Consider the following 21,922-nt stretch of genomic DNA (forward strand, 5'->3'; position numbering starts at 1 on the left):
TTTCCATAGACAGAATCGAATTCCTCGGCTTCATCCTTCTAAGCTAGTGATATCGGCGGATTAGATCGCTATTCAACAGAGCACGTTCTTGCGATCCTTGGTTGCGATCGGAGAGTCAGTACAGAAGTTTCTCGTACTCGAGACGACCAAAACACACGAAAATGTTCGTTGAATAGAAAATAACCTCATAACCGGCTATGGACTAGTTCCAGATGTATCCGGTGGAGGAACAGAGTACATCATAAGTCCAGTGTCGTTTGAACTGACTGATGGACACCTACTGACTTCCAAACTACTCGAACTCCGGCTCTCGATCCTCGACGAACGCGTCCATTCCCTCCCGCTGATCCGGCGTCCCGAACAGGCTGGCAAAGGCACGCTTCTCGTACTCGAGTCCGCTCGTCTGGGAGCCCTCGTGGCGCTGGTTGAGCGCCTGTTTTGCGGCTCGCATCGCGACGGCCGGCTTGGCCGCAATCCGCGAGGCTAGTTCGGAAACGGTCTCCTCGAGATCGGAGTCGGCCACGACCTCGCCGAAAATTCCCGCTTCGGCGGCCGATTCGGCGTCGAGCCGTTCGCCGAGGAAGATCATCCGGCGGGCCGTTTCGTCGCCGACCAGTTCCGGCAGGCGCTGAGTGGCCCCCCACCCCGGAATGATGCCGAGATCGATCTCCGTATTGCCGATCACGGCCGACTCGCCGGCGACCCGCAGATCGCAGGCGATCGCCATCTCGCAGCCGCCGCCGAACGCGTACCCGTTCACTGCGGCGATCGTCGGCGCGGGAAACGCCTCGAGGGCGTCCGCGACGTCGTGGCCGAGTTCGCCCCAGTCCTGGCCCTCCGCGGTCGAGAGATCCTGCATGTACGCGATGTCCGCGCCCGCGATGAACGCGTCGTCGCCAGCGCCGGTCAGCACGAGCGCACGGGCGTCCTCGTCTGCAGCCTCGGTGATCGCCTCGCCCATCGCCTCGAGCGTGGCCACGTTCAGTGCGTTGAGCGCTTCGGGGCGGTCGACCGTCAGCGTTGCAACGTCGCCGTCCCAATCGAGTTGTACGGTGTCCCAGGACATACGCCGGGGTTCATCGGCCGTCGTGAAATCCCTTGGCACCGAGGCAGACGTGACACTGGTCTCCAGCGGAACCCGGACTCGAACTCGAGCCCCGATTCACCGCCGAGACGAGACAACACCGGAACCCGTCACATCTTTCCTCGAGCGACTCCTATCGGCTGGTATGGAACGAGCGACATTCGGCGGCGGCTGTTTCTGGTGCGTCGAGGCGGCCTTCGAAGCCCTCGAGGGCGTCGAATCGGTCACCTCCGGCTACGCAGGTGGAGAAACCGACGATCCGACCTACCGAGAAGTGTGCTCCGGCCAGACCGGGCACGCGGAGGTCGTCCAGCTCGAGTACGCACCCGAGACGGTCGCCTACGAGGACCTCCTCGAGGTGTTCTTTACGATTCACGATCCGACCACGAAGGATCGCGAAGGGCCGGACGTCGGCTCCCAGTATCGGTCGGCGATCTACGCTCACGACGACGAGCAACTCGAGACCGCCGAAGCGTTCGCCGCGGAACTGGAAAGCGAGGGGCTCTACGAGGGAATCGTCACCGAAATCGAGCCTCTCGAGACCTTCTATAAGGCCGAGGAGAAGCATCAGAACTACTTCGAAAAGAACCCCAACGACGCCTACTGTTCGATGCACGCGGCGCCGAAAGTCGAGAAGGTTCGCGAGAAGTTTGCGACCGATACGGCAAGCGAACCGACCTCGCTCTAGGGTACTGCCCGCGGGTGGGCAGTACGGACGTAGTCTTTTCCCGTTAGCAACTGATAGTGTCGTCGAAAGGAGAGTGGTTTTTGAAACGTTCACAAAACCACCTGCGGTAGTGAATGGGAAGTTATTACATAGATCAACCAATGCTTCTTTCCACACCATATGTCCAGTTACATTCGTATCCAGAGGGTAATTACCCCATCAATAAGCTTTATTGTTGGATGGATACTGTGTCCCGATGAGGTGATGATGAGACGAACCCCAACCCACCGAAGTCAACAACATAGCCACTGTGGCCTCTGACACCTACCGCTGTGCGAATCCCGCGGCCGACACATCGAATGCTCACCCTCGGAACCTCATACCCGATCCTCGTCTTTTCTGCAATTACACCCCGATCAACTCCGGACCGTACGCTCAAGGACGACAGACAGACTCGAGACAGTCGGCGAAAACTCGACGCGCGAAGAACTCGACAGCGGCGGTGAAAGGTACGTCTGTCTGCGTTCCAATATCACAATATGAACGGTGATACGGACGTTCTCGTCATCGGCGGCGGTGTGACTGGCACGGGAATCGCTCGAGATCTCGCGTTGCGAGGCGTGGACGTCACGCTCGCCGAGCGCGAAGGGCTCTCGGCCGGCGCCTCCGGCCGGTCACACGGCCTGCTCCACAGCGGTGCTCGCTACGCCGAGAGCGACCCCGACGGCGCTCGAGAGTGTCTCGAGGAGAATTGCATCCTGCGGGAGATCGCCGGTGAGTGCGTTCGAGAGACCCAGGGGCTGTTCGTCCAGCGGGCCGAGGACGATCCGGCCTACTTCGAAGAGAAGCGCGCGGCCTGCGAAGAGATCGGGATCCCCGTCGAGGTCGTCGACGGTGAGACGGCTCGAGACGCCGTCCCGGGACTGGCAGACGAGGTGGAGCGAGCCATGTGGGTTCCGGACGGCGTCGTGATTCCGTCGCGACTGGTCGCGGCGAACGCGGCGGACGCTCGAGATCACGGCGCTCGGATCCTCCCCCACGCGCCGGTAACGTCGATGGCTCGAGACGGCGACCGAATCGCGGCAGTCCACCTCGGCGGCGACGTCGATGAGACGCTCGCGCCGACGTACGTGGTCAACGCGGCCGGTGCACACGCGGGCAAAATTGCCGAGATGGCGGGTGTCAGTGTCGAGATGCGGCCGACGAGAGGAGTGATGATCTCCGTCGTGCTCGACGGCCTCGAGCCGGTGCTCAATCGGTGTCGCGACCCCGCCGACGGGGACATTATCGTTCCCCACGACGACGAGGTCGTCCTCGGAACGACGAGCGTGCCGGTCGGAGATCCCGACGACTACGACCGAAGCGAATGGGAAATCGAGGAAACCGTGGCCGAATGCGCGACGATGCTGCCGGCGGTCGCCGACGCCGAGCGCGTCCGGACGTGGTGGGGCGTTCGGCCGCTGTACGAACCGGAGGAGGCCGAACGGGGCGGTCGTGGGATCTCTCGAGGGTTTCATCGACTCGACCACGTCGATCACGCCGCCGACGGGAGCGAGCGAACGGAGAACCTCGTCAGCGTCGTCGGCGGGAAACTGACGACCTACCGGCGGATGGCCGAGGCGACGGCGGATCTCGTTTGCGATCGACTCGGCGTGGACGCGGACTGTTCGACAGCGGATAGTCAGCTTCCAGGAGCCAACTCGTCGTCGGAACTGGACGCGTTCGTCCGCGAGTTCGACGGACAGGGGCCGACGGACGCGGATATCGTCGGCCGTAACGAGTCGGGGTGAGCGGCGGTCGGGTACCGAAAAGACCTGTCAACACAGCGAACGCACGCGGCGAGTTGCAGGTACCAGACAGGTATCTGACCGGCTCGAGAGACTAAGAATAGGCACAATGTTGGTATGCGAGACAGTTATTAGATGTGGAAGCGTAGTAGCCGTGTGAGAAGCGTGAAGATCACACGAAAAGAATCCAAAGAGTTGTACGAATGCATGATATGTGGATACCGGGTGAAGGAGACTTCCCCGAGGACCTGTCCGACATGTACGGGAGAGATGCAAAATCTTGGGAATCCCCGAGAGCAGTAATGAGAACGGCCGCTCCCCTCCGAATGAGCGTTCCGTCGCCGCCGGTCACAGTATAGTCACGCACTATTTCCAATGCCAAACATTATTCGGCCAGCGTCCATAGACGAGATAATGAACGTACTGGCACTCGGGCCGTTGCAACTCGACGATCCGCTGGTGACCGCCGGGGCGCTCGTCCTCGTTCTCGTCGCCATCACCATCTGGCAGATGGTCGAGATCGTCGACGCCTACGACAGGGGTGCACTGACCGTCTTCGGCGAGTACCGAAAGCTGCTCGAGCCGGGACTCAACATCGTGCCGCCGTTCGTCTCACGGGTCTATACGTTCGATATGCGGACCCAGACGATCGACGTCCCGAGCCAGGAAGCGATCACTCGCGACAACTCGCCAGTGACGGCCGACGCCGTCGTCTACATCAGAGTCATGGACGCCAAACGCGCGTTCCTCGAGGTCGACGATTACAAACGAGCCGTCTCGAACCTCGCCCAGACGACGCTGCGTGCCGTCATCGGTGACATGGAACTCGACGACACGCTCAGCCGGCGGGAGATGATTAACGAGCGGATTCGCCAGGAACTCGACGAACCCACCGACGAGTGGGGGATCCGCGTCGAGAGCGTCGAGGTCCGCGAGGTGACGCCGTCCCAGGGAGTCAAGGGGGCGATGGAAGAACAGACCTCCGCCGAGCGCCGACGCCGTGCCATGATCCTCGAGGCACAGGGTGAACGTCGCAGTGCCGTCGAGAAGGCGGAAGGTGACAAGCAGAGCGAGATCATTCGCGCACAGGGTGAAAAGCAGAGCCAGATCCTGGAGGCACAGGGTGACTCGATTTCGACGGTTCTGCGCGCCAAATCCGCCGAATCGATGGGCGAACGCGCCATTATCGACCAGGGGATGGAGACCCTCGCCGAGATCGGCCAGAGCGAGTCGACGACCTTCGTCATGCCCCAGGAGCTCACCTCGATGGTCGGGCGCTACGGCAAACACCTCTCGGGTAGCGACGTCAAAGAAGACGGCGACCAACTCAACAGTCTCGATTTCGACGATGAGACGCGCGAACTGATCGGCCTCGACGACATCGCCGAGATCATCGGCGAGATCGAACAGACCGAGATGAACGTCGAGGAGATGGAGGCAGAGGCTCAGGCCATCCAGGAGGGCGAAGACATCGAGATGGAGACGGGGACGGAGTCGTCGACGGATGTCGCGGACATCGAGCCGGATATCGATTCCGAGTCAGAGCAGTCTTGACATCCTCTCCGCCCTGAAGGACGGGGCTTTCGCCTTGATTTTCCGTAAGCCAGATCAAATTCCTTGTGGTTAATTAGCACAATCTAGATTGCTCCAAAATATAACCTGAAGCACACTAGTTACTAATTCTGTAATATTTCATTATAAAGTTCGTTCACACGTTGGTTAATTTCATCACGTATCTTGACAACTTCTCTAGGACCCGGCCCATCTGGATCGGGAACATTCCAGTCACGGTTTTCACCGGCCCGGCCAGCAGGGCAGACATCCCCATCGGAACACCCATTGTGACAACGTAATCACTCGCTTGCAACTCCTCGACGCTCACTTCTCGAGGTGATTGTTCTGAGATGTCAATTACGACGTCTCGCATCGATTCCACTACTTCTGGATGGACCTCATCAGCGGGCTGTGTTCCGCCCGTGACGAGGCTAATAGAGTCCTCGACGTTTCGAAGCTTACGCTCCTGATGAGCAAAGGCGAATGCCATCTGTGACCGTCCTGCGTTCTGTACACAGACAAACGCGATTTGGACTGAATCAGTTTCTGTCATTGTTCGAGTGGGGTATTAGTCGTCGTCTGCTCTCGCCTGGGTTGAATCCTCATCTACGGGCTTCGTACTTTCGAGTTGACCGGTTTCGTAGCCGGTCCAGTCGAACTTTTGCTGGAAGTAGATGGCCACGTTAACCAGCGCAAGCAGGACCGGCACTTCGATCAGTGGACCGACAACGGTCGCGAACGCAACGCCGGAGCCGACGCCGAAGACAGCAACTGCAACCGCAATCGCGAGTTCGAAGTTGTTTGACGCTGCGGTGAAGCCGATGGCCGTCGTCGTCGAGTAGTCCGCACCGATACCACGTCCCATCGCAAAGCTCACGAGGAACATGATGACGAAGTAGATTGTTAGTGGAACGGCAATCCAGAGGACGTCGGTCGGCTGTGCCAGGATATTGTCGCCCTGTGTTGCGAACATTACGACGACAGTAAACAGGAGCGCGATCAGCGTGACGGGGCTAATCTTCGGAACGAACTGCTCTTCGTACCACTCCTCGCCTTTTGATCGGACTCCGCCCAGGCGGGTGAGAATACCGCCAGCGAAGGGGATCCCAAGAAAAATTGCGATCGCCCAGAACACCTGTTGGATCGTGATATCGAACGTGCCGATACCCGCGACCAGTGCGTCCATCCCCAGCAGCGGCGGCAAGAACAGTGCGAAGAACCAGATGTACACCCCGTAGGTGATGATCTGAAAGACACTGTTGAACGCCACTAGTCCGGCAGCGTACTCACTCGAGCCGCCTGCGAGGTCGTTCCAGACCAGCACCATCGCGATACACCGAGCCATTCCGATGAAGATCAGTCCGAGAAAATACTCAGGGTGGGCTGGGAACGGCGGCACGAGCCCGCTGAAGAATATCACTGCGAGGGCGAACATCAACGTCGGTCCGATTAGCCAGTTCTGGATGAGGCTGAGGCTGAGCACTCGCCACGCGCTGAATACCCGTGGTAGCTGTCCGTAGTTTACCTTCGCCAACGGCGGGTACATCATCGCGATCAGGCCAATTTCGACGAGGTAGTAGTCTTGAATTGGACTAACGACACTCGGTGCGACATGTCCGAGGCCGACACCGATCCCCATTGCGAGGAAAATCCAGACTGTCAGGTGTTTATCGAGAAAATCCATCGACCGCGGGCCACCACAGTCTGGACAGCCGCAGTCTGTCCCACGCTCGTGTTCCAAATCACTCATCGGCGATCAGTATCCTGATGCCGATTCGACCATACGACCATTCGATGTACTCCCCGGTCGATGGATTTCTACTGTTCACTTGTATCATTATCACTCTGCAGCAGCGATTACATCGAACTGGACAGCGGCACTGCCAGGAAGCGAACAGACTCCAGTCGTCGTTCGCGGTGGATACCCTTCGCTGAACCGGGCTTGATACACGGTATCTACGACATTTCGGTTAGCCAAGTCAGTCAGTTGAACCTCCACTTTCATTACGTCCGCCAGATCTAGCTCCCTCGTAGAGAGAACTGCTTCAAGCCTATCGAAACAAGCTGTCGCCTGGACCTCGATTGAGTGATCGTTCAATATTCTATCGCCCTCTTGGGGAAGGATCCCTTCAAAAAAGACGAGATCAGAGTCACCGGTTCGCATTCCGAATGCGCCAGTACCGTTCGTTCCCTCGCACTGACGCTTGCTCGTACTACTCAATCGATCCGTTTGTTCGGGTTCCGTGTTGATTGAACGCTCCATACCCTATCTGAATGATTGCTCAATTATAAATGCACCCATCGATGCGTCGTATCACTGGTACCTCCGTCACGAGCAAGCGAGATGTGAACAGGCCATCACCGAATACTGCATTTAGCGCGACCCGTCTAGGACAGTGAGCAGAGCGCTTGCTCGGGTTGTTGCTCGATACTTTCGCCAGCGTCCCTCCTTTCGCTTCGTTACGAGACCTGCTTCAGCAAGGGTCGACAGCGCGTGGCTCACAGCACTATCACTGACACTGACCAGCGGTGCGATTTCGCAGACACAAAGTTCGTCATCAGCTTCGACAAGGAGCCGTACGAGTCGATATCGCGTCTCGTTACCAAGTGCGGATAACGCTTGAACATCATTTGAAACAGTACCTTCATCAAGCATTGACTCCAGGTTGTCGAGTTCTGCGAGACGTTCCTGTAGATCCTCACTTCGGCACTCTCCGAGTTCGTCCTCGAGATAGCGGCGGAGCCGGTCGGTCGTTTCGGACATCGCAAATTAGTTGCAGAGGTGTTCAAATAAGGGTTCTGCCGAGATACCGTTCTGATAAATTGCCACACGCATATAAGATGTCCTCACAGTACGACTACACGGCGACACCGACATTGGCCTGCCTTCGGATTAGATCGGAGACCAAACGTTCAAAGACACCACGAAGCGTTCAATCGGCCTTGCGAGTTCCGCGCCGTGTATTCATCACGACTCTTCGAAGAGGGACACTGATTGGAAGGAATCTCAGCGGTCAATTCGTACATGCGGGTATCGAATCTGACTACGAGCGACTGCGTTCCACCAGCACTCAGAACTCCTGCGTGGCATCCGACCAGATCCCGAGCGACTGGTCCGTCGACCGATCGATAGCGACCTGAAACTCGCGATCGTCATCGAGAGTGATGCCGATGCAGTCGAAGTCCGCGACGTAGCGCGATTTGTGGTGGCGACCCTGCCGAACCCCGACGGTTTCGTTGACTAGATCGGCCTCAGTCAGCAGGTCGAGTTTGCGATAGGTCGTCGAAAGCGGGAGCTCCGCCTCCTCCGCGATTTCGGGAACCGTCTTTGGTGCCTCGAGAAGGGAGACGATCTCCCGGCAGTCGGCATCGTCCAGTGCGCCGATAACACGCTCGAGACCGGGGCTATCGCCGGACGATGAGAACTCGAGTGGCATTTGAGTGGACACACGTTAGGAGCGAAGCCTAAAGACACGTTTGGTCGAATCCGGGTCGGGTCGATCGCTCGGATCGAAGTCGAGACTCGCATCCGATGCGAGTCACCATGCGAATCAACGGTGGGCACGAATCGGGGCGAGTGAGCTACCTACATGTAGGGCCGGACCGACAACCATCGTATGAGCGACGATCGGACGCCCGACGAGACGGTCGAGAACACGCCGGGCCAAGGGCGGACGCCCGAGGCCGAGCGAATCGAGCCAGCGGCCCCCGAGGAGTTCGGCCTCGTACAGGTCTGGTGGGGCGACGGCAAGGGGAAGACGACGGCGACGCTCGGTATGGGGGTGCGCGCCGCGGGCCACGGCTACCGCGTCCACATGCTTCAGTTCATGAAGGGCGGCGCCTCGAGCGTCGATGCGGTCCGCGGGGAGTACAACGCGATGGCGACGCTGCCGGGCATCAGCTACGAGAACCTCGGCCACTACGGCTGGCACGGCATGGCCGACGGCAGCGACGAGGCGGATCACGAGGCGGAGGCTCAAGCCGGCCTTGAGCGCGCCATGGAGCTGCTCGAGGCGGCCGGCGAGACGGCGCTCGACGCGCCGCTCGACCTCGACGCACCGCCGGAAGACGGGATTCACATGCTGATTCTCGACGAGATCCTCTACGCCGCCGATCGAGACCTGATCAGCGAAGACGACGTCCACGAATTGATCAACGCAAAGCCCGACGATCTGGAACTCGTGCTCTCGGGGAGCCACACCGAACCGACGTATCTCGAGGACCGAGCGGATCTGATCACGAACGTCCGGAAAGTGAAACACCCGATCGACGACGGGCAGCGGGCGCGGCGCGGGACGGAGTTCTGACGAGCCTCCCGTCCGTACCGGTCGATAACCCCACCCTCCGTTCGTGAACGAGTTCGATTTCGGATCGAGAACTCTCGTACCCTTACTCTTGCCCCACAGTGAGCGAAGACGAACATTCGTTCGAACCGTGAACTGGTCTTCTTATCCCCGACCAGTGTACGCTCGGGACAATGAGAAATGATACCAGTTCGTCGAGTGTAGCGATAGGGAGACGAACCGCCCTCGCGACCGGAGGCGCACTCCTCGCAGGACTGGGAAGCGCCTCGTCCGTACTCGCGTCCGCAACGCGGGACGAACCCGATCATCCGGCGAGCGATTGTGGCCGACCGGCGGCCCCGGCCGCGGCAGGCAGAGCAGAACGGATGAGCGAAACGAGGACCGACCCGCCGATTCGGAGTACGACCGGTATCGGGAGGTCGCCGACGATACCGAATCGGTTCAGTTCACGATCCCGCAAGCCTGGGACGACGTCAACACCACTCAGGTCGGCAACAATCCGTCGATCATCGCCGCGCCGGACGTGGACGGATACCGCAATAGGTGGGGCGTTCCCGGCGTCGAAGTCGCCGTGACCACGAGGTTGGACGGCGACCTGGACGCGATCCTCGACAGACTCGTCTACTACGGCCACGAGTGCGACGACGGCGGACAGCAGCTGTTCCGGTCCGATGAGTTCGATTTCCGGGCCCAGATTTGGCACCAGTGTGGCGACGCCGACGCGATATTCCTGACGGTGGTCGGCGCTCCGACGGGCGAGCGGACGAACGGAACGTCGGACGCAGACGAGGAGGAAAACCGGACGTCGGATGCGGACGAAGTGGAAAACGACGCGGCGAACGAGGAGGCAGAGAACGCCGACTCGCATACGAACGCGGCGGACGATACGACGGCGGGGCGATCGTACGTGATCCTCTTCGGTGCGCAGATCGTCTCGGAGCGGGACTTCGACGCGGTCGCAACCGCCATCGAGTCGCTCGAGGTCCGATCCGACGGGCAGTACCCCGGCGACGAGTGGCCAGGACGACGTCGTACTGGAGTCACGACGCGTCGGCTTTCGATCTCCGTCCTGCCGTCACCCGACGTTCCGGTCCGACGGAAGCGACCCGCCCGTCCAGCACAATTATTATCGGTTACTGTGAACGATCGGCTATCCGATGGCAGTCATTCAGGTCGGCGGGCTACGGAAATCGTACGGCGACGTCATCGCGGTGGACGGAATGGAGTTCGCCGTCGAGCGAGGCGAACTGTACGGCTTTCTCGGCCCCAACGGGGCCGGGAAGACCACCACGATTCGCGCGCTGACCGGGCAACTCCGTCCGGATCGGGGCACCGTTCGCGTCCTCGAGACCGATCCGGCGGCGGAGCCGATCGAAACCCGGCGACGGGTCGGCATTCTCCCGGAACAACAGTCGCCGCCGAGCTTTCTGACGCCGCGGGAGTACCTCGAGTTCGTCGGCGACGTCCGCGATATCGAGCCGGAGCGAGTCGCCGCCCAAACCGACGCCTGGGCCGACCGACTCGGCTTCGAGAGCAAACTCGACACGCTCCATACGGACCTCTCGCGGGGCCAACAGCAGAAGGTGATGATCACCCAGGCGTTCCTCCACGAGCCCGACGTGGTTTTCATCGACGAGCCGCTGGCGAACCTCGACCCGCTCGTCCAGGAACAGGTCAAGCGGTTTCTCGTCTCGTACGCGGCCGGCGACAACGCCGTTTTCGTCTCCACCCACAACATCGACGTCGCCGAGGATATCTGCACCCGGGTCGGAATCGTCGCCGACGGTCGGATCGTGACCGAACGGTCGCTCGAGGACGGCGACGACGGCTCGCTGCTCGAGGTGTTCCTCGACCGCGTCACCGGGGCGGACGTCCGTGACGCGCCGTCGCTCGACGGACTCGAGTCGGAGCTGGAAGTATGACGAGGGCGACGACTGCTCGGTCCCGGGACCGATCGTCGACGTGGCGACTGTTCGCCGTCCTCTTTCGCGAGGAGTGGCGGCTCCACACGCGCCTGTTTGGCGGCTGGCGCTTCGCGCTGTTTCCGCTCGTCATCGCCGTCCTCGCGGTCGGTGCGACGGTCGCACTGCAGGCGACGGGCACCGCGGACGGGACGATCGTCACCGGCCTGCACGTCCTGGCGCTCGGCTTCGGCCTCTACAGCGGGACGGCCGGCTTCGCGGGCTCGGATATGCTCGAGAACGTGTTCGGTCGGCTCTCGCTCGTGCTCTCGACGTCGACGACGCTGCCGCTGTCCCGCCGGCGGTTGCTGGGCGTGTTTCTCCTGAAGGATGCGCTGTTCTACGCGATCGCGTTCGTGTTGCCGATGGCGCTGAGCAACGCGGCCCTCGTCGGACTCTCGGCGACGACGCCGCTCGCCGTGGCGACGCTCTGGCTCTCGCTGTCGCTCGTGTTCGCGGCCGGGATGGCTCTGACCGTCGCGATGATCGCGGTTCGAACGCGGGGCGTCCCGACGTGGGCGATTTCCGGCGCGGTCGTTCTCGGTCTCGGTGGCGCGTTGGCGACTGGCAGTACCGAGTCGATCTGGGCCGTCTTCGTGCCGATCGAGGGGTCGGTTGGGAATGCACTCGGACTGGTCGCCGGGACCGTCCTCGTCAGTGTGGGCTCGCTCGCGCTGTACGATCCGACGTACGGGCGGCCGTCGCGAACGGCCAGCGATCGCTTCGCACGGCTTAGCGACGCGTTGCCCGCGAGTGCCGACGGGGCCGGCGGAGCGCTCGTTTCGAAGACGCTGCTCGATCTGGCGCGTTCCTCCGGCGGCGTCTGGAAGCCGTTCGTCTCGGCCGGCATCCTGCTGGCCCTCGTCGCCGCGCTCGTCGGCGTCGTCGAGACGATCACCGGAATCGTCCCCGCACCGGGAATCTTCTTCGGCGGCGTGCTCGGTCTGACCGCCTTTACCACCTACAACTGGTTGACCCAGTTCGACTCGCTCGAGGCCTACCTCGCCTACCCGGTTTCGATCGCGGACGTGTTCCGAGCGAAGCGAACCGCGTTCGTGCTCGTCGGTGCGCCGACCGTCGCCGTGCCGTATCTCGCGGCCGTGCTCTGGTTCGAGGCGACGCTCGTAGACGCCGTCGTCGGTGCTGTGTTGCTGGCGGGCTACGCGCTGTACTACTACGGGCTGACCGTCTACATCGCCGGCTTCGATCCCAACGAGTTCCTCTTCGACGCCGTGCGGTTTTCGCTGTTCACGCTCGGGGTGGGCGTGGCGCTGGTTCCGACGCTCGTGGTCGGATTCGTCGTGGTTCCACCGACCGGAACTGTCGCCGTCGCACTCGGTGTTGCAGGGGTCGTGTTCGGAGCGGTTGGACTGGTGCTCTCGAGTCGGGCGGGACCGCGCTGGGAGGAGCGGTCTCGAGTAGGGGAGTGAGGCGACAGCAGTAAGACACCCCAGTTTTGCAAGTGAAGCGTGGCACTTCAGGGCGCAAGAAATTGTTAATCCGACACCGGATGGGAAGGGAGAAACGTTTGAATGGGTGGTGTGTGGGCAGACGGTTCCCTATCCTAGCAAGGATTACACAAGTCCTTGGTCTGCTGCGTTTTGCCAAAGTGATTTCAGGTCCAGTTCGTCGCTCATGTGCAGATTTTCCAACGTTGAGAGGGCAGCATCGATCGAAACGTTGATTTCGTACTCGTAGTATATTCCACCCCCTCTACCTTCGTTCCGCTTCGTTCGATTGAGGATTCCGAGCATCGAGAGTTCCGTTAAGTGATAGGGATCAGCAGAGATACTCATAGATTCTCGGTGAGTGCAGAGTTGGAAGTTTGCTCGTGAGATACGCTTTCAACTCGGACAGTGTTCGATAGAGTTTGTTTGCACGTCCCTCGTTCACTTGACGCCAGCACTGTTCGAGTGGGTTCATTTCCGGTGCGTACGAGGGGAGGTATTCAAGAAGCAGGCCAGCTTTCGCGGCCTGCTTCTTGAGATGCTTCGCTATGAAATACGGTGCGTTGTCCAGGACAATCACCAGTTTCTTGCCGAACTCTTCTTGGAGAGCTCGCAGAAAGTGTGCGGCAACCTTCCGGTAAACGACCCATCAACGAATGAAATGAAGCGGTCACCGTCGTCGGTGACCGCGCCCAGCAGATTGATCGAGGCACGACCGCCCGAGACCGGCAGTCTCGGGCGGGAGTTCACCGGAAACCAGCTGTGCTTTTGATTGGTCTTGATCACCTGCGTGTTCTGATCGATGACAACGATTCGGCGACCGGCTGCTTTCAGCGCCGGCCACTTTTTTTGAACTCTTCGCGCCACCGCTGTTGTTCAGCGGGATCGGCTTTGTAGTGGCGCGGGCGGGCTGTCTGATAAGACAGCCCTGCCCGCTTCATCACCCGATACATGTGCGCGAGCGAGTACTCAACGTTGAACGTCTCAGCGATGTAGTCACGAACAAGCGCAGGTGTCCACGTCGGTTCATCGTAACCGGCCTCCGACGGCGACGCCGCCAGCGTCGCCGTCAGTTCCGTCCACTGGTCGTCGGTAAGACGAGTCGATTGACCGGGGCGAGAGAGATCGCCGAGCGCGACCTCACCGCGCTCGGCGACAGTGTCGAGCCAATCGTACACCGTTTGTTCGGGGAAACCGAGCAACTGCTCGATCTCTGCCGGTGATTTTCCTTGTCGGTACAGCAGCGCACTCGTGAGGCGTTTGATTGCCTTCACATCAGTTTCCGTGCGCAGTTGCTGGCGCAACTGCTCCTCATCAATACCATCCAATTTTCCGCCCCACGTCGTCATGAGACTCTCTACGCGTCCAGAAGATATGAACTAGCCTGCTGATCCCTATGATTGTGAAACGCCCTGCCCCCGAGCGGATCACGGTTAGTTGCGAGCGCGAGGTCAGTATACTGATCATAGAGTCGTTGCTTTTGGAACGGCACCTGAGAAGGATCTGCAATCGTTGACGTGACTACAGCCAACAGTGTGAGATGACCGTGAGAAGTCAGTTCCTTCATGCTCTCTTCGATCCGCTGTTTTTCGAGCAATTGCTTCGCTTTGCGAACGTGACCCTCGCTGACAACCGAATCGTTCCGTCGACGGGCCAGATCGCCGGCCTCTAAAAGCAAATCGAGACCTTGCCGAGCACTACCCTTATCCTGCGCAGCAAACGCTGCACACAAGGGAACGACATCTCCCTCAAGAACCTCGTGTTTGAATGCTAGCGTGGCACGTTTTTCGAGGATGTTCTGGAGTTCGTTCGCATCATACGGAGGGAAGTGAAGTTCGCGTTCGCACAGCGTATCTTCGACCCGCGGATCGAGCTTTTCGCGGTACTTGAAGTCGTTGCTAATCCCGATAATACCAATACGAGCGTGTTCGATTTTCTCGTTACTTCGGGCACGGGGAAGCTGGTACAGTATCGAGTCGTCGTCTCCGATATAATCAACCTCGTCCAAAACGATCAAGATCGTTCCGCCGATTCGGTCGAGTTCCGTCCACAACTTTTCATAGACCGCATTCAGGGGATAGCCAGTTCGACTGATTTGATCGGACGAGTTGCGGAAACTGTTGACAAGGGCGACAGCTACACGATAGCTGCTGGTCAGATCTTCACAGTTGAGATATACTGTAGTAATAGTGAGGTCGTCGTACTGTTTTGCATCCTCCTCAAGGTGCTGGAGGAGATATTTGGTAGCCGCTGTTTTGCCGACACCAGTTTTCCCATAGAGGAAGATGTTTCGAGGCTGTGAACCATTAATAACGGGCTGAAGATACGCGGTATATTGTTCGAGTTCGTCATCACGTTCCTCGAGCGATTCAGGCTGATAATCGTCGTGTAGTACGTTTTCGTCCTCGAATATGGCTTCAGACCGCTCGAATATTGTCATTATATAATGTCTATATGAACCCCAAATAAAGCAACTGGTTCGAACGTTACGAACGATTCGTTCGTTTCTATCGATAGTAGGGGACAGAGACACCACCCATTCAATCGTTACTCTGCGGGACAGCAGTCCTCCACCGCGAGATGTTCGAATTGGAAGAGATGAATAAGGTAGTTTTATATTGGAAGAGAAACAACTAAACCCGTACTGCTAGTGTTCTGAAAACGTTTGAATGGGTGGGGTGTTCTCAGGCAGTTCGGACCTATGCAGACCGATATCGTAAAAATTGGCCGTACAAACCATCTATCAGTAGATTACGTTTGAATGGGTGGAGGGGTCCAGAAAATCACAAAGAAGGCTCTCTATCAGAAACGAATGAATTGGTGGTGTCTCTCTCCCGCCCGTCGGTAATTCTCTGCGTGATCCAGCCCAGCGCGGACTATCGGTTACCCCGATCGTGGTAGAGGGCAAAGAATGTCGAATTTCTATGCCTTCTCTGTCGATCCCGAACTCGCGATCGAAGCACTCGGCAACGACCAACGACTCGACACCGTCGCGGCGATCCTCTGGGATCTCGGAAACTACAGTGACAAGTGAAACGAATCACACAGTCATTGCACAGTCGGCGTATAATGCAGCGAATTTCTGTGGCGACGATCCGCTTACACTGGAACACTTCCTCCCTCACTGGAACCCGGGGTCCCGCACTGTACTCGTGACAACGGTAGTATCCGCACTGACTCGAGGCCGACCATGGGTTCCGAAAACGACCGGCATATGCAAGCCATATCGGAATCGGCCACTCCGTTGATCAGTCAGCCATGAAAGTCGTCTTCAAACCCGGCAACGCCTACGAGGAGATCAACTGCTTCGACTTTCGGGAGTACGAACACGGCGTCGTCCTCCACAACGAGGAGGGGTACAACATCGGCTACGTCCCCCACGAAATCCTGAGCCATATCGAACCCCATCCCGGCGAGCAACTCGAGTACGAAGATGGACAGCCGCCATCGCCCTACGACGACGAAGACGACGAGGACGACGAAGACGACGAGGAATAATACTGTCGGCAGCAGTCAATACGAAGTCGCTCGCGAATTCGCGGCCGTCGGCGTCGAGACGCCCACGGTATAGCGACCGATCTTCACGTCGTTCTGTTCGACAGTAGAAGACGGCGATGAGTCGCAGCAGGGGTCGACTCGAGGCGACCGAGCAGGCTCGAGTCGGTTGTTCGGACGGGCATCACGAGGTCACCGATACCGAACTGAAGGGGACCAACGCCACGTACCCACTTCGAACCGATAGGACGATACTCCAAGGCGCTCGAGTAGTCCCAACGCGGATGACACGAACCCTCCTGGTCGCGGGGACTGCGAGCCACGTCGGTAAGTCGACGGTTGCCGCCGGACTCTGTCGACTGCTCGCCGACCGGGGCCACTCGGTTGCCCCGTTCAAGGGACAGAATATGAGTAACAACGCTCGCGTCGTGGTTCGGGCCGAGGCAGCAGCCACTGCTGCTGAAGGGGAGGCGGCGACGGACACCGATCAGTGGGGAGAAATCGGCGTCTCCCAATTCGTCCAGGCGCGTGCGGCCCGCACGACACCCACCACGGACTGCAACCCCGTCCTGCTCAAGCCCCGCGGCGACGGCGAGAGTCAGCTCGTCGTGCAGGGGAGGGCCCACGACCACGTTCCAGCCGGCACCTACTACGAGGAGTACTGGGCAGATGCCCGGCAAGCCGCCGAAGCGTCCTACCGCAGACTCGCAGCCGACCACGACGTCGTCATCGCGGAAGGCGCGGGAAGTATCGCCGAGATCAACCTCCACGATCGCGACCTCGCGAACGTCGAAACCGCTCGGTTCGCCGACGCCGACATCCTCCTGCTGGTCGACATCGAACGCGGCGGCGCGTTCGCCAGTCTCTACGGCACCGTCGAACTGCTTCCCGACTCGCTACGCGAGCGCGTCGCCGGCGCGATCATCACCAAGTTCCGAGGCAATCCGTCGCTCCTCGAGCCGGGTATCGAGGAGATCGAGTCCAAGACCGGCGTTCCGATCCTGGGCGTCCTTCCGTACGACGATCCCGGGTTGCCCGAAGAGGACAGCGTCGGTCTTCCGTCGACGACCGAACGCGGCGTCCTCGGCGACGACGACGGCGTCCCCGACGACCGGCGAGTGACGATCGCCGTTCCTCGCCTCCCCAGGATCTCGAACGCGACGGATCTCGAGGCGCTGGCGACGGAGCCGGGCGTTTCGGTCGCGTTCGTTCCGGTCGAAGCCAACGCGGCAGGAGGCGAGTCCGCCGAAGCCGTCCTCGAGGACGTCGATCCCGACGCGGTCGTCCTTCCGGGAACCAAGAACACGGTCGACGACTTGCTGGCGCTCCACGAGGCCGGCTTCGCGGACGCCCTCGAAGCCTTTGACGGCCCGGTCGTCGGCATCTGCGGCGGCTACCAGCTGCTCGGGGAGCGGATTACGAACGCCTCGCTCGAAGGGACCGGTGAGGACGACCTCCTCGAGGGGCTGGGACTGTTGCCCGTCGAAACGCGCTTCGAGTCCGAGAAGCGACTCGAGCAGGCGACCGTCCCGGTCGACGGGTCGGCGACCCCGGTGCTCGCGGGAGCCGACGGGACCGCATCGGGGTACGAGATCCACGCCGGCCGAACGCGCACGCTCGAGGCCGACTCGTCGGTGACTCGGCCGCTCGGCGACTCGAGTGCCGCCCGCGGGCGGGTTCTGGGAACGTACCTGCACGGCCTCTTCGACAACGAGAACGTCCGCGAGGCGTTCCTGGATTACGTCGTGCGGTCCGCCGGCGTCGACCGCCCGTCCGGGAACGGCTCGGCTCCGGCGACGCCGTACGATCGTGCCGCCGCGCTCGTCCGAAACCACGTGGATCTCGAGGCGCTCGGGTTCGAGGAGAACCCGACCGAGTGACACGCTATCCGCACAGCCGGCGTGTGCTCGAGTATCCCCGGGGGTTCCGAGGTTCAGGACGGATATCGTCGGTTCGTCTCGCGATTCGGGACCGGTATCGCGAGCCAGCTATAGATTTTATATCAGGTCGATGAGTACGAGCCGGTAATGTGTACTGGGACCTGTGCGTACGTCGCTCGCAAGGACACGCCGGAAGCGTGGCACGGCGACGACCCCGAGCAGTGGGTTCTCGATCAGAGTCCGGACCGAGGGGGGCTCGGTACGACGGTTTGGAGGTGTCCTCACCCGCCGATCGACTTCGATGGTGATGGTGAGAGTGGGAGTGAAAATGAGGGTGACGGAAACGATACCGACAGTCCCGACAAACGGCTTTGTGTCTTTCATACCGATCCGGACGAACTCCCCGACGATATCGACGAGAAAGCGGCGCTCTTGAACGCGATCGAATCCGCCGAGGTGGCATCGACATCGGATGCGGACCGGCCGGAGCATCGCGGGCAGTTCGTCGGTGCGACGTTCGGCGCTCTCGACGTCAGCGCCGCGACGATCGGCGCCGACGAAAAACGGGACTTGAGGTTCGATCACGCCGTCTTTCGGGGCGGAGAGCGTGGCGTGACGTTTACCGAAACGACGTTTCGAACCAGGGGCGAACGGCCGATCTCCTTCGCCGGGTCGACGTTCGTGGCCGAGGGAGAAGGAGAGATTTCGTTCGACGAAGCGACGTTCGTGACCGAGGGCGGCGGGGATATCGTATTCGATGACGCGCAATTCCTCGCCGAGGGAAAAGGGAGCGTCCGTTTCGACGGGGCGTCGTTTACGACCAGGGGAAACGGAGACGTGTTGTTCAGGGAGACGTCGGTTGCCGCCGGCGGGGACGTGTCGTTCACCGATGCGACGTTTCTCACCGACGGCGAGGGGATGGTGTGGTTCCACGAGGCCACAGTGACCGCCGGCGGCGAACAGGGGGTGACGTTCGATGGCGCGACCTTCGCCACCGAAAACGACGGGAACGTGTATTTCGACTCCGCGGGATTCACCAGCGAGGGAGACGGCGACCTGTCGTTCGAGAATACGACGTTCGCCACCGGTGGCACGGGAATGGTGTCTTTCTACGACACGGCGTTCACTACCGAGGAGAGCGGAACCATCTCGTTTAAAAACGCGGGATTCGCCGCAGACGGCGACGGAAATCTCTCGTTCAATGCAGCGGAGTTTACCACAGAGGGGAGCGGACCCGTTCAATTCCCTCACGCGACGTTCACCACTGCGGACGACCGGAACGGGGACGTGACGTTCGTCGGGGCGGCGTTCGTTACTGAAAACGACGAAAACGTCTCGTTCCACAACGCGACCTTCGATCCGCGGGGCACGGGGACCGTCTCGTTCGATGAAGCGACGTTCGCCGCCAACAGAAAAATTTCGTTCGGGGAGACGACGTTTACCGCCGGAAACGAGGAAACCGTGTCGTTCGAGGGAGCCACGTTCACGGCTGTAAAACGGATATTTTTCGACGACGCGACCGTTTCTGCGACCGACGAAGGGACCGTCTCGTTCGGCGACGGAACCTTCACGACGAGAGAAGAGCAAGACATCTCGTTCGACGAGACGACGTTCACTGCCGAGGATGAGGGACATCTCTCCTTCTCTGAGGCGACGTTCGCTACCGAAGGTGAGGGCGACGTTTCGTTCGCTGACGTGACTGTGGCGACCGAAAGTGCGGGCCGTATGTCGTTCGACCGCGCGGTGTTCACTGCCGAGAGAAACAGCCGTCTACGATTCGAAGACGCCACCGTCACTGGATACGTAACCTTCGAAGAGGCCGCGTTCAATCTCGAGGCGTCGTTCGTCGATTCGCGGTTCGACGCGAGCACGGAGATCTCGTTTGCCAAAGCGGCGTTTCGGTCGGCGTGTGCGTTCACGGCCAGCGAGTGGGAGCGTGGAACCTTCGATTTTACCGGCGTTTCCTTTCGGCGGAAACCGGACTTTCTGGGCGAAGAGACGGCATCCGAAAAACCGGACGCCTCCGAACTGCGGACCGGCGACGTCACGCGGGAACGAAAGCCCGTCTTCGGGGATGCAGTCGATTTTAGCGAGGCGACGTTTTCCGCCGGCGTGGATTTCAGCGAGACCGAGTTCCCCGCGGAAACCTCGTTCGAACGGGCGACGCTTTCGAACGCGAATTTCTCCGGCACGGATCTGACGGGATCCGAGAGCGCTTCGGCCGCGACCTTCGACAGCGCGGACCTAACTGGAGCCGATCTGTCGGGGGCCATCCTCGCTGGCACCTCGTTCGAAGGGGCCCGACTCAGCAGAGCGGAACTCCTGGATGCGAACCTGATCGGAGCCGAACTGTACGGGGCGTTGCTGGGCAATGCGCGTATCAATCGGAATACCCAGTTCTGGCCGGAGACGAAGTCGAAGGGAACGATACGGACGCTCGTCGATCCGCCGGAACCGGCGCTTCGAGAGAGCAGGCTGCGGCGTATCAAGACGGCGTTCCGTCGCGGTACCCTGCCGTACTGTACTTACGACCCTCGCTACGATCGGGATACCAAGGGTGGAGCCGCGGACGAAAATGCGGACCAGCCGGCAAAAAGCACGCAGTCTACGGGTTCGGGCACCCACTCCTCGAACGGGGCGGCCGAGACCGAAGCCGCCGAGTTAGAGAAAGCAGCCGCGACGTACGGAATCCTCGAGTCGCTTGCGCGCGATAATAGCTTGCCGAGGCTAGCCAGCGAGTGTTTTCTCAGCCGGAAGGACATTCAGCTCCGCCAGTACCGCCGCGAATCGAACTGGCAGATGGTTCTCCGATCGATCGTCCCGAGCGTCGTCGCGCGCTACGGCGAGAGTCCGTGGCGCGTGCTCGGAACGGGGATGCTCACGGTCGTAGTTTGCGGACTGGCCTACTGGGCGTTCGATCTGATAGAGCGGGCCGGAGGGAGCGGCGAGCCGATAACGATGTTCGATGGGCTGTACTTCAGCGCGCTCACGTTCACGACGCTCGGATACGGTGATTTTACCCCGACGAGTCGTGGCGGACAGGTACTCGCGATCGCGGAGACGGCCTCGGGAGTGATTCTGCTCGCAATTCTGGTGTTCGTCTTCGGCCGCAGAGCAACGCGGTAGAATAGCAGGGGCTGCGGCGCTTGCCGGATCGATTCAGAATCCGAATGAGAAGCCGACTACGACGTGCGATTGCGGTACGTTCCGAGCAGTTCCTCGAGGATAATACACTCCTGATCGGTCGAATCGTAGTGCGTGTCGATAAACCGTTCTGCAGCCTCGTAATCGCCGCGGAGACCGTGCTTCCGGACTGCGATCACGGCATCGAGGAAAAACGTCCCTCCATCGGTACCCAGCGCCTTCGCGTGGTCTTCCTCCGAGATATCGAGTTCGGATTTGATCTCGTCGAAGTTGAACGTCTCGACCTCGTGATCGGGATCGATCAGGGTGAGTACGTACTCCGCGGAGAAGCGATAGAACTCGGATTTGCTCTCGAACATACCGTCGGCGACGAGTGCGTCGATTTCGTCGACCACCTCGTCTGGGTACCTGACGGTATCTTTCGCCATACAAGCACCTCCTCACTGCTAATTCATTACTGTTTCGGATACTTATACGAATTGAGGTATGTTCGATAGCCAACGGTCGCGGTGCCCCGCAATGGCGTCGGTCGGATGCTGTACGAGTTACCGGTACGACCACAGCCATCGTGGTTGCGGCGGTACTGGCGTACAGGAGA

Annotated in this window: 22 protein-coding genes and 1 pseudogene; 11 read left to right on the forward strand and 12 right to left on the reverse strand. The window is 60.1% G+C overall.

From position 1 onward, the window contains the following. Positions 1 to 292 precede the first annotated feature (292 nt). Positions 293 to 1,066 (reverse strand): enoyl-CoA hydratase/isomerase family protein, encoded by a 774-nt coding sequence (locus tag GS429_RS02045; protein WP_160062255.1) that lies wholly within the window; start codon positions 1,064 to 1,066, stop codon positions 293 to 295. Positions 1,067 to 1,229: 163 nt separating this feature from the next. Here GS429_RS02045 and msrA point away from each other — a divergent pair, with 163 nt between their 5' ends. From msrA to GS429_RS02065, 4 genes are all read left to right on the forward strand, one after another. Beyond that, a complete protein-coding gene (gene msrA, locus GS429_RS02050) occupies positions 1,230 to 1,772 on the forward strand; it encodes a peptide-methionine (S)-S-oxide reductase MsrA (RefSeq protein ID WP_160062257.1) in 543 nt (180 codons plus the stop codon). A gap of 518 nt (positions 1,773 to 2,290) precedes the next feature. Beyond that, complete coding sequence (locus GS429_RS02055; RefSeq protein ID WP_160062259.1) at positions 2,291 to 3,541, forward strand: FAD-dependent oxidoreductase; 1,251 nt, start codon at positions 2,291 to 2,293, stop codon at positions 3,539 to 3,541. Positions 3,542 to 3,673: 132 nt separating this feature from the next. Continuing rightward, on the forward strand, positions 3,674 to 3,841 hold the full coding sequence (locus GS429_RS22560) for a rubrerythrin-like domain-containing protein (protein WP_160062261.1): 168 nt from the start codon (positions 3,674 to 3,676) through the stop codon (positions 3,839 to 3,841). Positions 3,842 to 3,952: 111 nt separating this feature from the next. Then, positions 3,953 to 5,092, forward strand: coding sequence for an SPFH domain-containing protein (locus tag GS429_RS02065; RefSeq protein WP_160062263.1), 1,140 nt, complete (start codon positions 3,953 to 3,955; stop codon positions 5,090 to 5,092). A 154-nt stretch (positions 5,093 to 5,246) separates the two neighbouring features. On the opposite strand, the gene GS429_RS02070 is transcribed toward GS429_RS02065, so the two are convergent. The 5 genes from GS429_RS02070 to GS429_RS02090 form a co-directional block, all read right to left on the reverse strand. Further along, complete coding sequence (locus GS429_RS02070; RefSeq protein WP_328821195.1) at positions 5,247 to 5,582, reverse strand: arsenate reductase/protein-tyrosine-phosphatase family protein; 336 nt, start codon at positions 5,580 to 5,582, stop codon at positions 5,247 to 5,249. 78 nt (positions 5,583 to 5,660) lie between these two features. Then, a complete protein-coding gene (arsB, locus tag GS429_RS02075; RefSeq protein ID WP_160062267.1) occupies positions 5,661 to 6,842 on the reverse strand; it encodes an ACR3 family arsenite efflux transporter in 1,182 nt (393 codons plus the stop codon). A 90-nt stretch (positions 6,843 to 6,932) separates the two neighbouring features. Next, entirely contained in the window at positions 6,933 to 7,355 is a 423-nt protein-coding gene (locus GS429_RS02080; protein ID WP_160062269.1) for a RidA family protein, read from the reverse strand. Between the two features lie 111 nt (positions 7,356 to 7,466). Then, complete coding sequence (locus GS429_RS02085; protein ID WP_160062271.1) at positions 7,467 to 7,856, reverse strand: ArsR/SmtB family transcription factor; 390 nt, start codon at positions 7,854 to 7,856, stop codon at positions 7,467 to 7,469. A 307-nt stretch (positions 7,857 to 8,163) separates the two neighbouring features. Continuing rightward, positions 8,164 to 8,529, reverse strand: a complete 366-nt coding sequence (locus GS429_RS02090; RefSeq protein WP_160062273.1) for a winged helix-turn-helix domain-containing protein — start codon at positions 8,527 to 8,529, stop codon at positions 8,164 to 8,166. A gap of 180 nt (positions 8,530 to 8,709) precedes the next feature. On the opposite strand from GS429_RS02090, the gene GS429_RS02095 reads away from it, so the two are divergent. Beyond that, complete coding sequence (locus GS429_RS02095) at positions 8,710 to 9,399, forward strand: cob(I)yrinic acid a,c-diamide adenosyltransferase (protein WP_160062275.1); 690 nt, start codon at positions 8,710 to 8,712, stop codon at positions 9,397 to 9,399. A 301-nt stretch (positions 9,400 to 9,700) separates the two neighbouring features. Here GS429_RS02095 and GS429_RS02100 read toward each other — a convergent pair whose 3' ends face one another. Beyond that, positions 9,701 to 10,264, reverse strand: a complete 564-nt coding sequence (locus GS429_RS02100) for a hypothetical protein (RefSeq protein ID WP_160062277.1) — start codon at positions 10,262 to 10,264, stop codon at positions 9,701 to 9,703. Positions 10,265 to 10,553: 289 nt separating this feature from the next. Between GS429_RS02100 and GS429_RS02105 the strand changes: the two genes are divergently transcribed. Then, a complete protein-coding gene (locus GS429_RS02105; protein ID WP_160062279.1) occupies positions 10,554 to 11,318 on the forward strand; it encodes an ABC transporter ATP-binding protein in 765 nt (254 codons plus the stop codon). Further along, positions 11,315 to 12,787, forward strand: coding sequence for a hypothetical protein (locus tag GS429_RS02110; protein ID WP_160062281.1), 1,473 nt, complete (start codon positions 11,315 to 11,317; stop codon positions 12,785 to 12,787). Before GS429_RS02105 ends, GS429_RS02110 begins: the two co-directional genes overlap by 4 nt. A gap of 144 nt (positions 12,788 to 12,931) precedes the next feature. Here the strand turns inward: GS429_RS02110 and GS429_RS02115 are convergent, their stop codons facing one another. The 4 genes and pseudogenes from GS429_RS02115 to GS429_RS02130 form a co-directional block, all read right to left on the reverse strand. Next, a complete protein-coding gene (locus tag GS429_RS02115) occupies positions 12,932 to 13,153 on the reverse strand; it encodes a hypothetical protein (RefSeq protein WP_160062283.1) in 222 nt (73 codons plus the stop codon). Beyond that, positions 13,137 to 13,430: pseudogene (locus tag GS429_RS22565) on the reverse strand (transposase); the annotation flags it as partial. The gene GS429_RS02115 and the pseudogene GS429_RS22565, both read right to left, overlap by 17 nt. Before the next feature lie 205 nt (positions 13,431 to 13,635). Beyond that, entirely contained in the window at positions 13,636 to 14,154 is a 519-nt protein-coding gene (locus GS429_RS02125) for an IS630 family transposase (protein WP_160062285.1), read from the reverse strand. Between the two features lie 8 nt (positions 14,155 to 14,162). Further along, positions 14,163 to 15,245 carry an orc1/cdc6 family replication initiation protein gene (locus GS429_RS02130; RefSeq protein ID WP_235920710.1) on the reverse strand — a complete coding sequence of 361 codons (1,083 nt, stop codon included), beginning with the start codon at positions 15,243 to 15,245 and terminating at the stop codon, positions 14,163 to 14,165. 471 nt (positions 15,246 to 15,716) lie between these two features. Between GS429_RS02130 and GS429_RS22360 the strand changes: the two genes are divergently transcribed. From GS429_RS22360 to GS429_RS02145, 4 genes are all read left to right on the forward strand, one after another. After that, a complete protein-coding gene (locus GS429_RS22360) occupies positions 15,717 to 15,839 on the forward strand; it encodes a hypothetical protein (protein WP_268892266.1) in 123 nt (40 codons plus the stop codon). 224 nt (positions 15,840 to 16,063) lie between these two features. Further along, complete coding sequence (locus GS429_RS02135; protein ID WP_160062287.1) at positions 16,064 to 16,303, forward strand: hypothetical protein; 240 nt, start codon at positions 16,064 to 16,066, stop codon at positions 16,301 to 16,303. A gap of 281 nt (positions 16,304 to 16,584) precedes the next feature. Continuing rightward, complete coding sequence (locus GS429_RS02140; RefSeq protein ID WP_160062289.1) at positions 16,585 to 18,180, forward strand: cobyric acid synthase; 1,596 nt, start codon at positions 16,585 to 16,587, stop codon at positions 18,178 to 18,180. A gap of 147 nt (positions 18,181 to 18,327) precedes the next feature. Continuing rightward, complete coding sequence (locus tag GS429_RS02145) at positions 18,328 to 21,306, forward strand: pentapeptide repeat-containing protein (protein ID WP_160062291.1); 2,979 nt, start codon at positions 18,328 to 18,330, stop codon at positions 21,304 to 21,306. A gap of 56 nt (positions 21,307 to 21,362) precedes the next feature. Here GS429_RS02145 and GS429_RS02150 read toward each other — a convergent pair whose 3' ends face one another. Beyond that, on the reverse strand, positions 21,363 to 21,752 hold the full coding sequence (locus GS429_RS02150; RefSeq protein ID WP_160062293.1) for a ribbon-helix-helix domain-containing protein: 390 nt from the start codon (positions 21,750 to 21,752) through the stop codon (positions 21,363 to 21,365). Between the last annotated feature and the right edge of the window lie 170 nt (positions 21,753 to 21,922).

Origin of the sequence: Natronorubrum halalkaliphilum, assembly GCF_009834785.1 — an archaeon.
In the GTDB taxonomy this organism is placed as follows: Archaea; Halobacteriota; Halobacteria; order Halobacteriales; family Natrialbaceae; genus Natronorubrum; species Natronorubrum halalkaliphilum.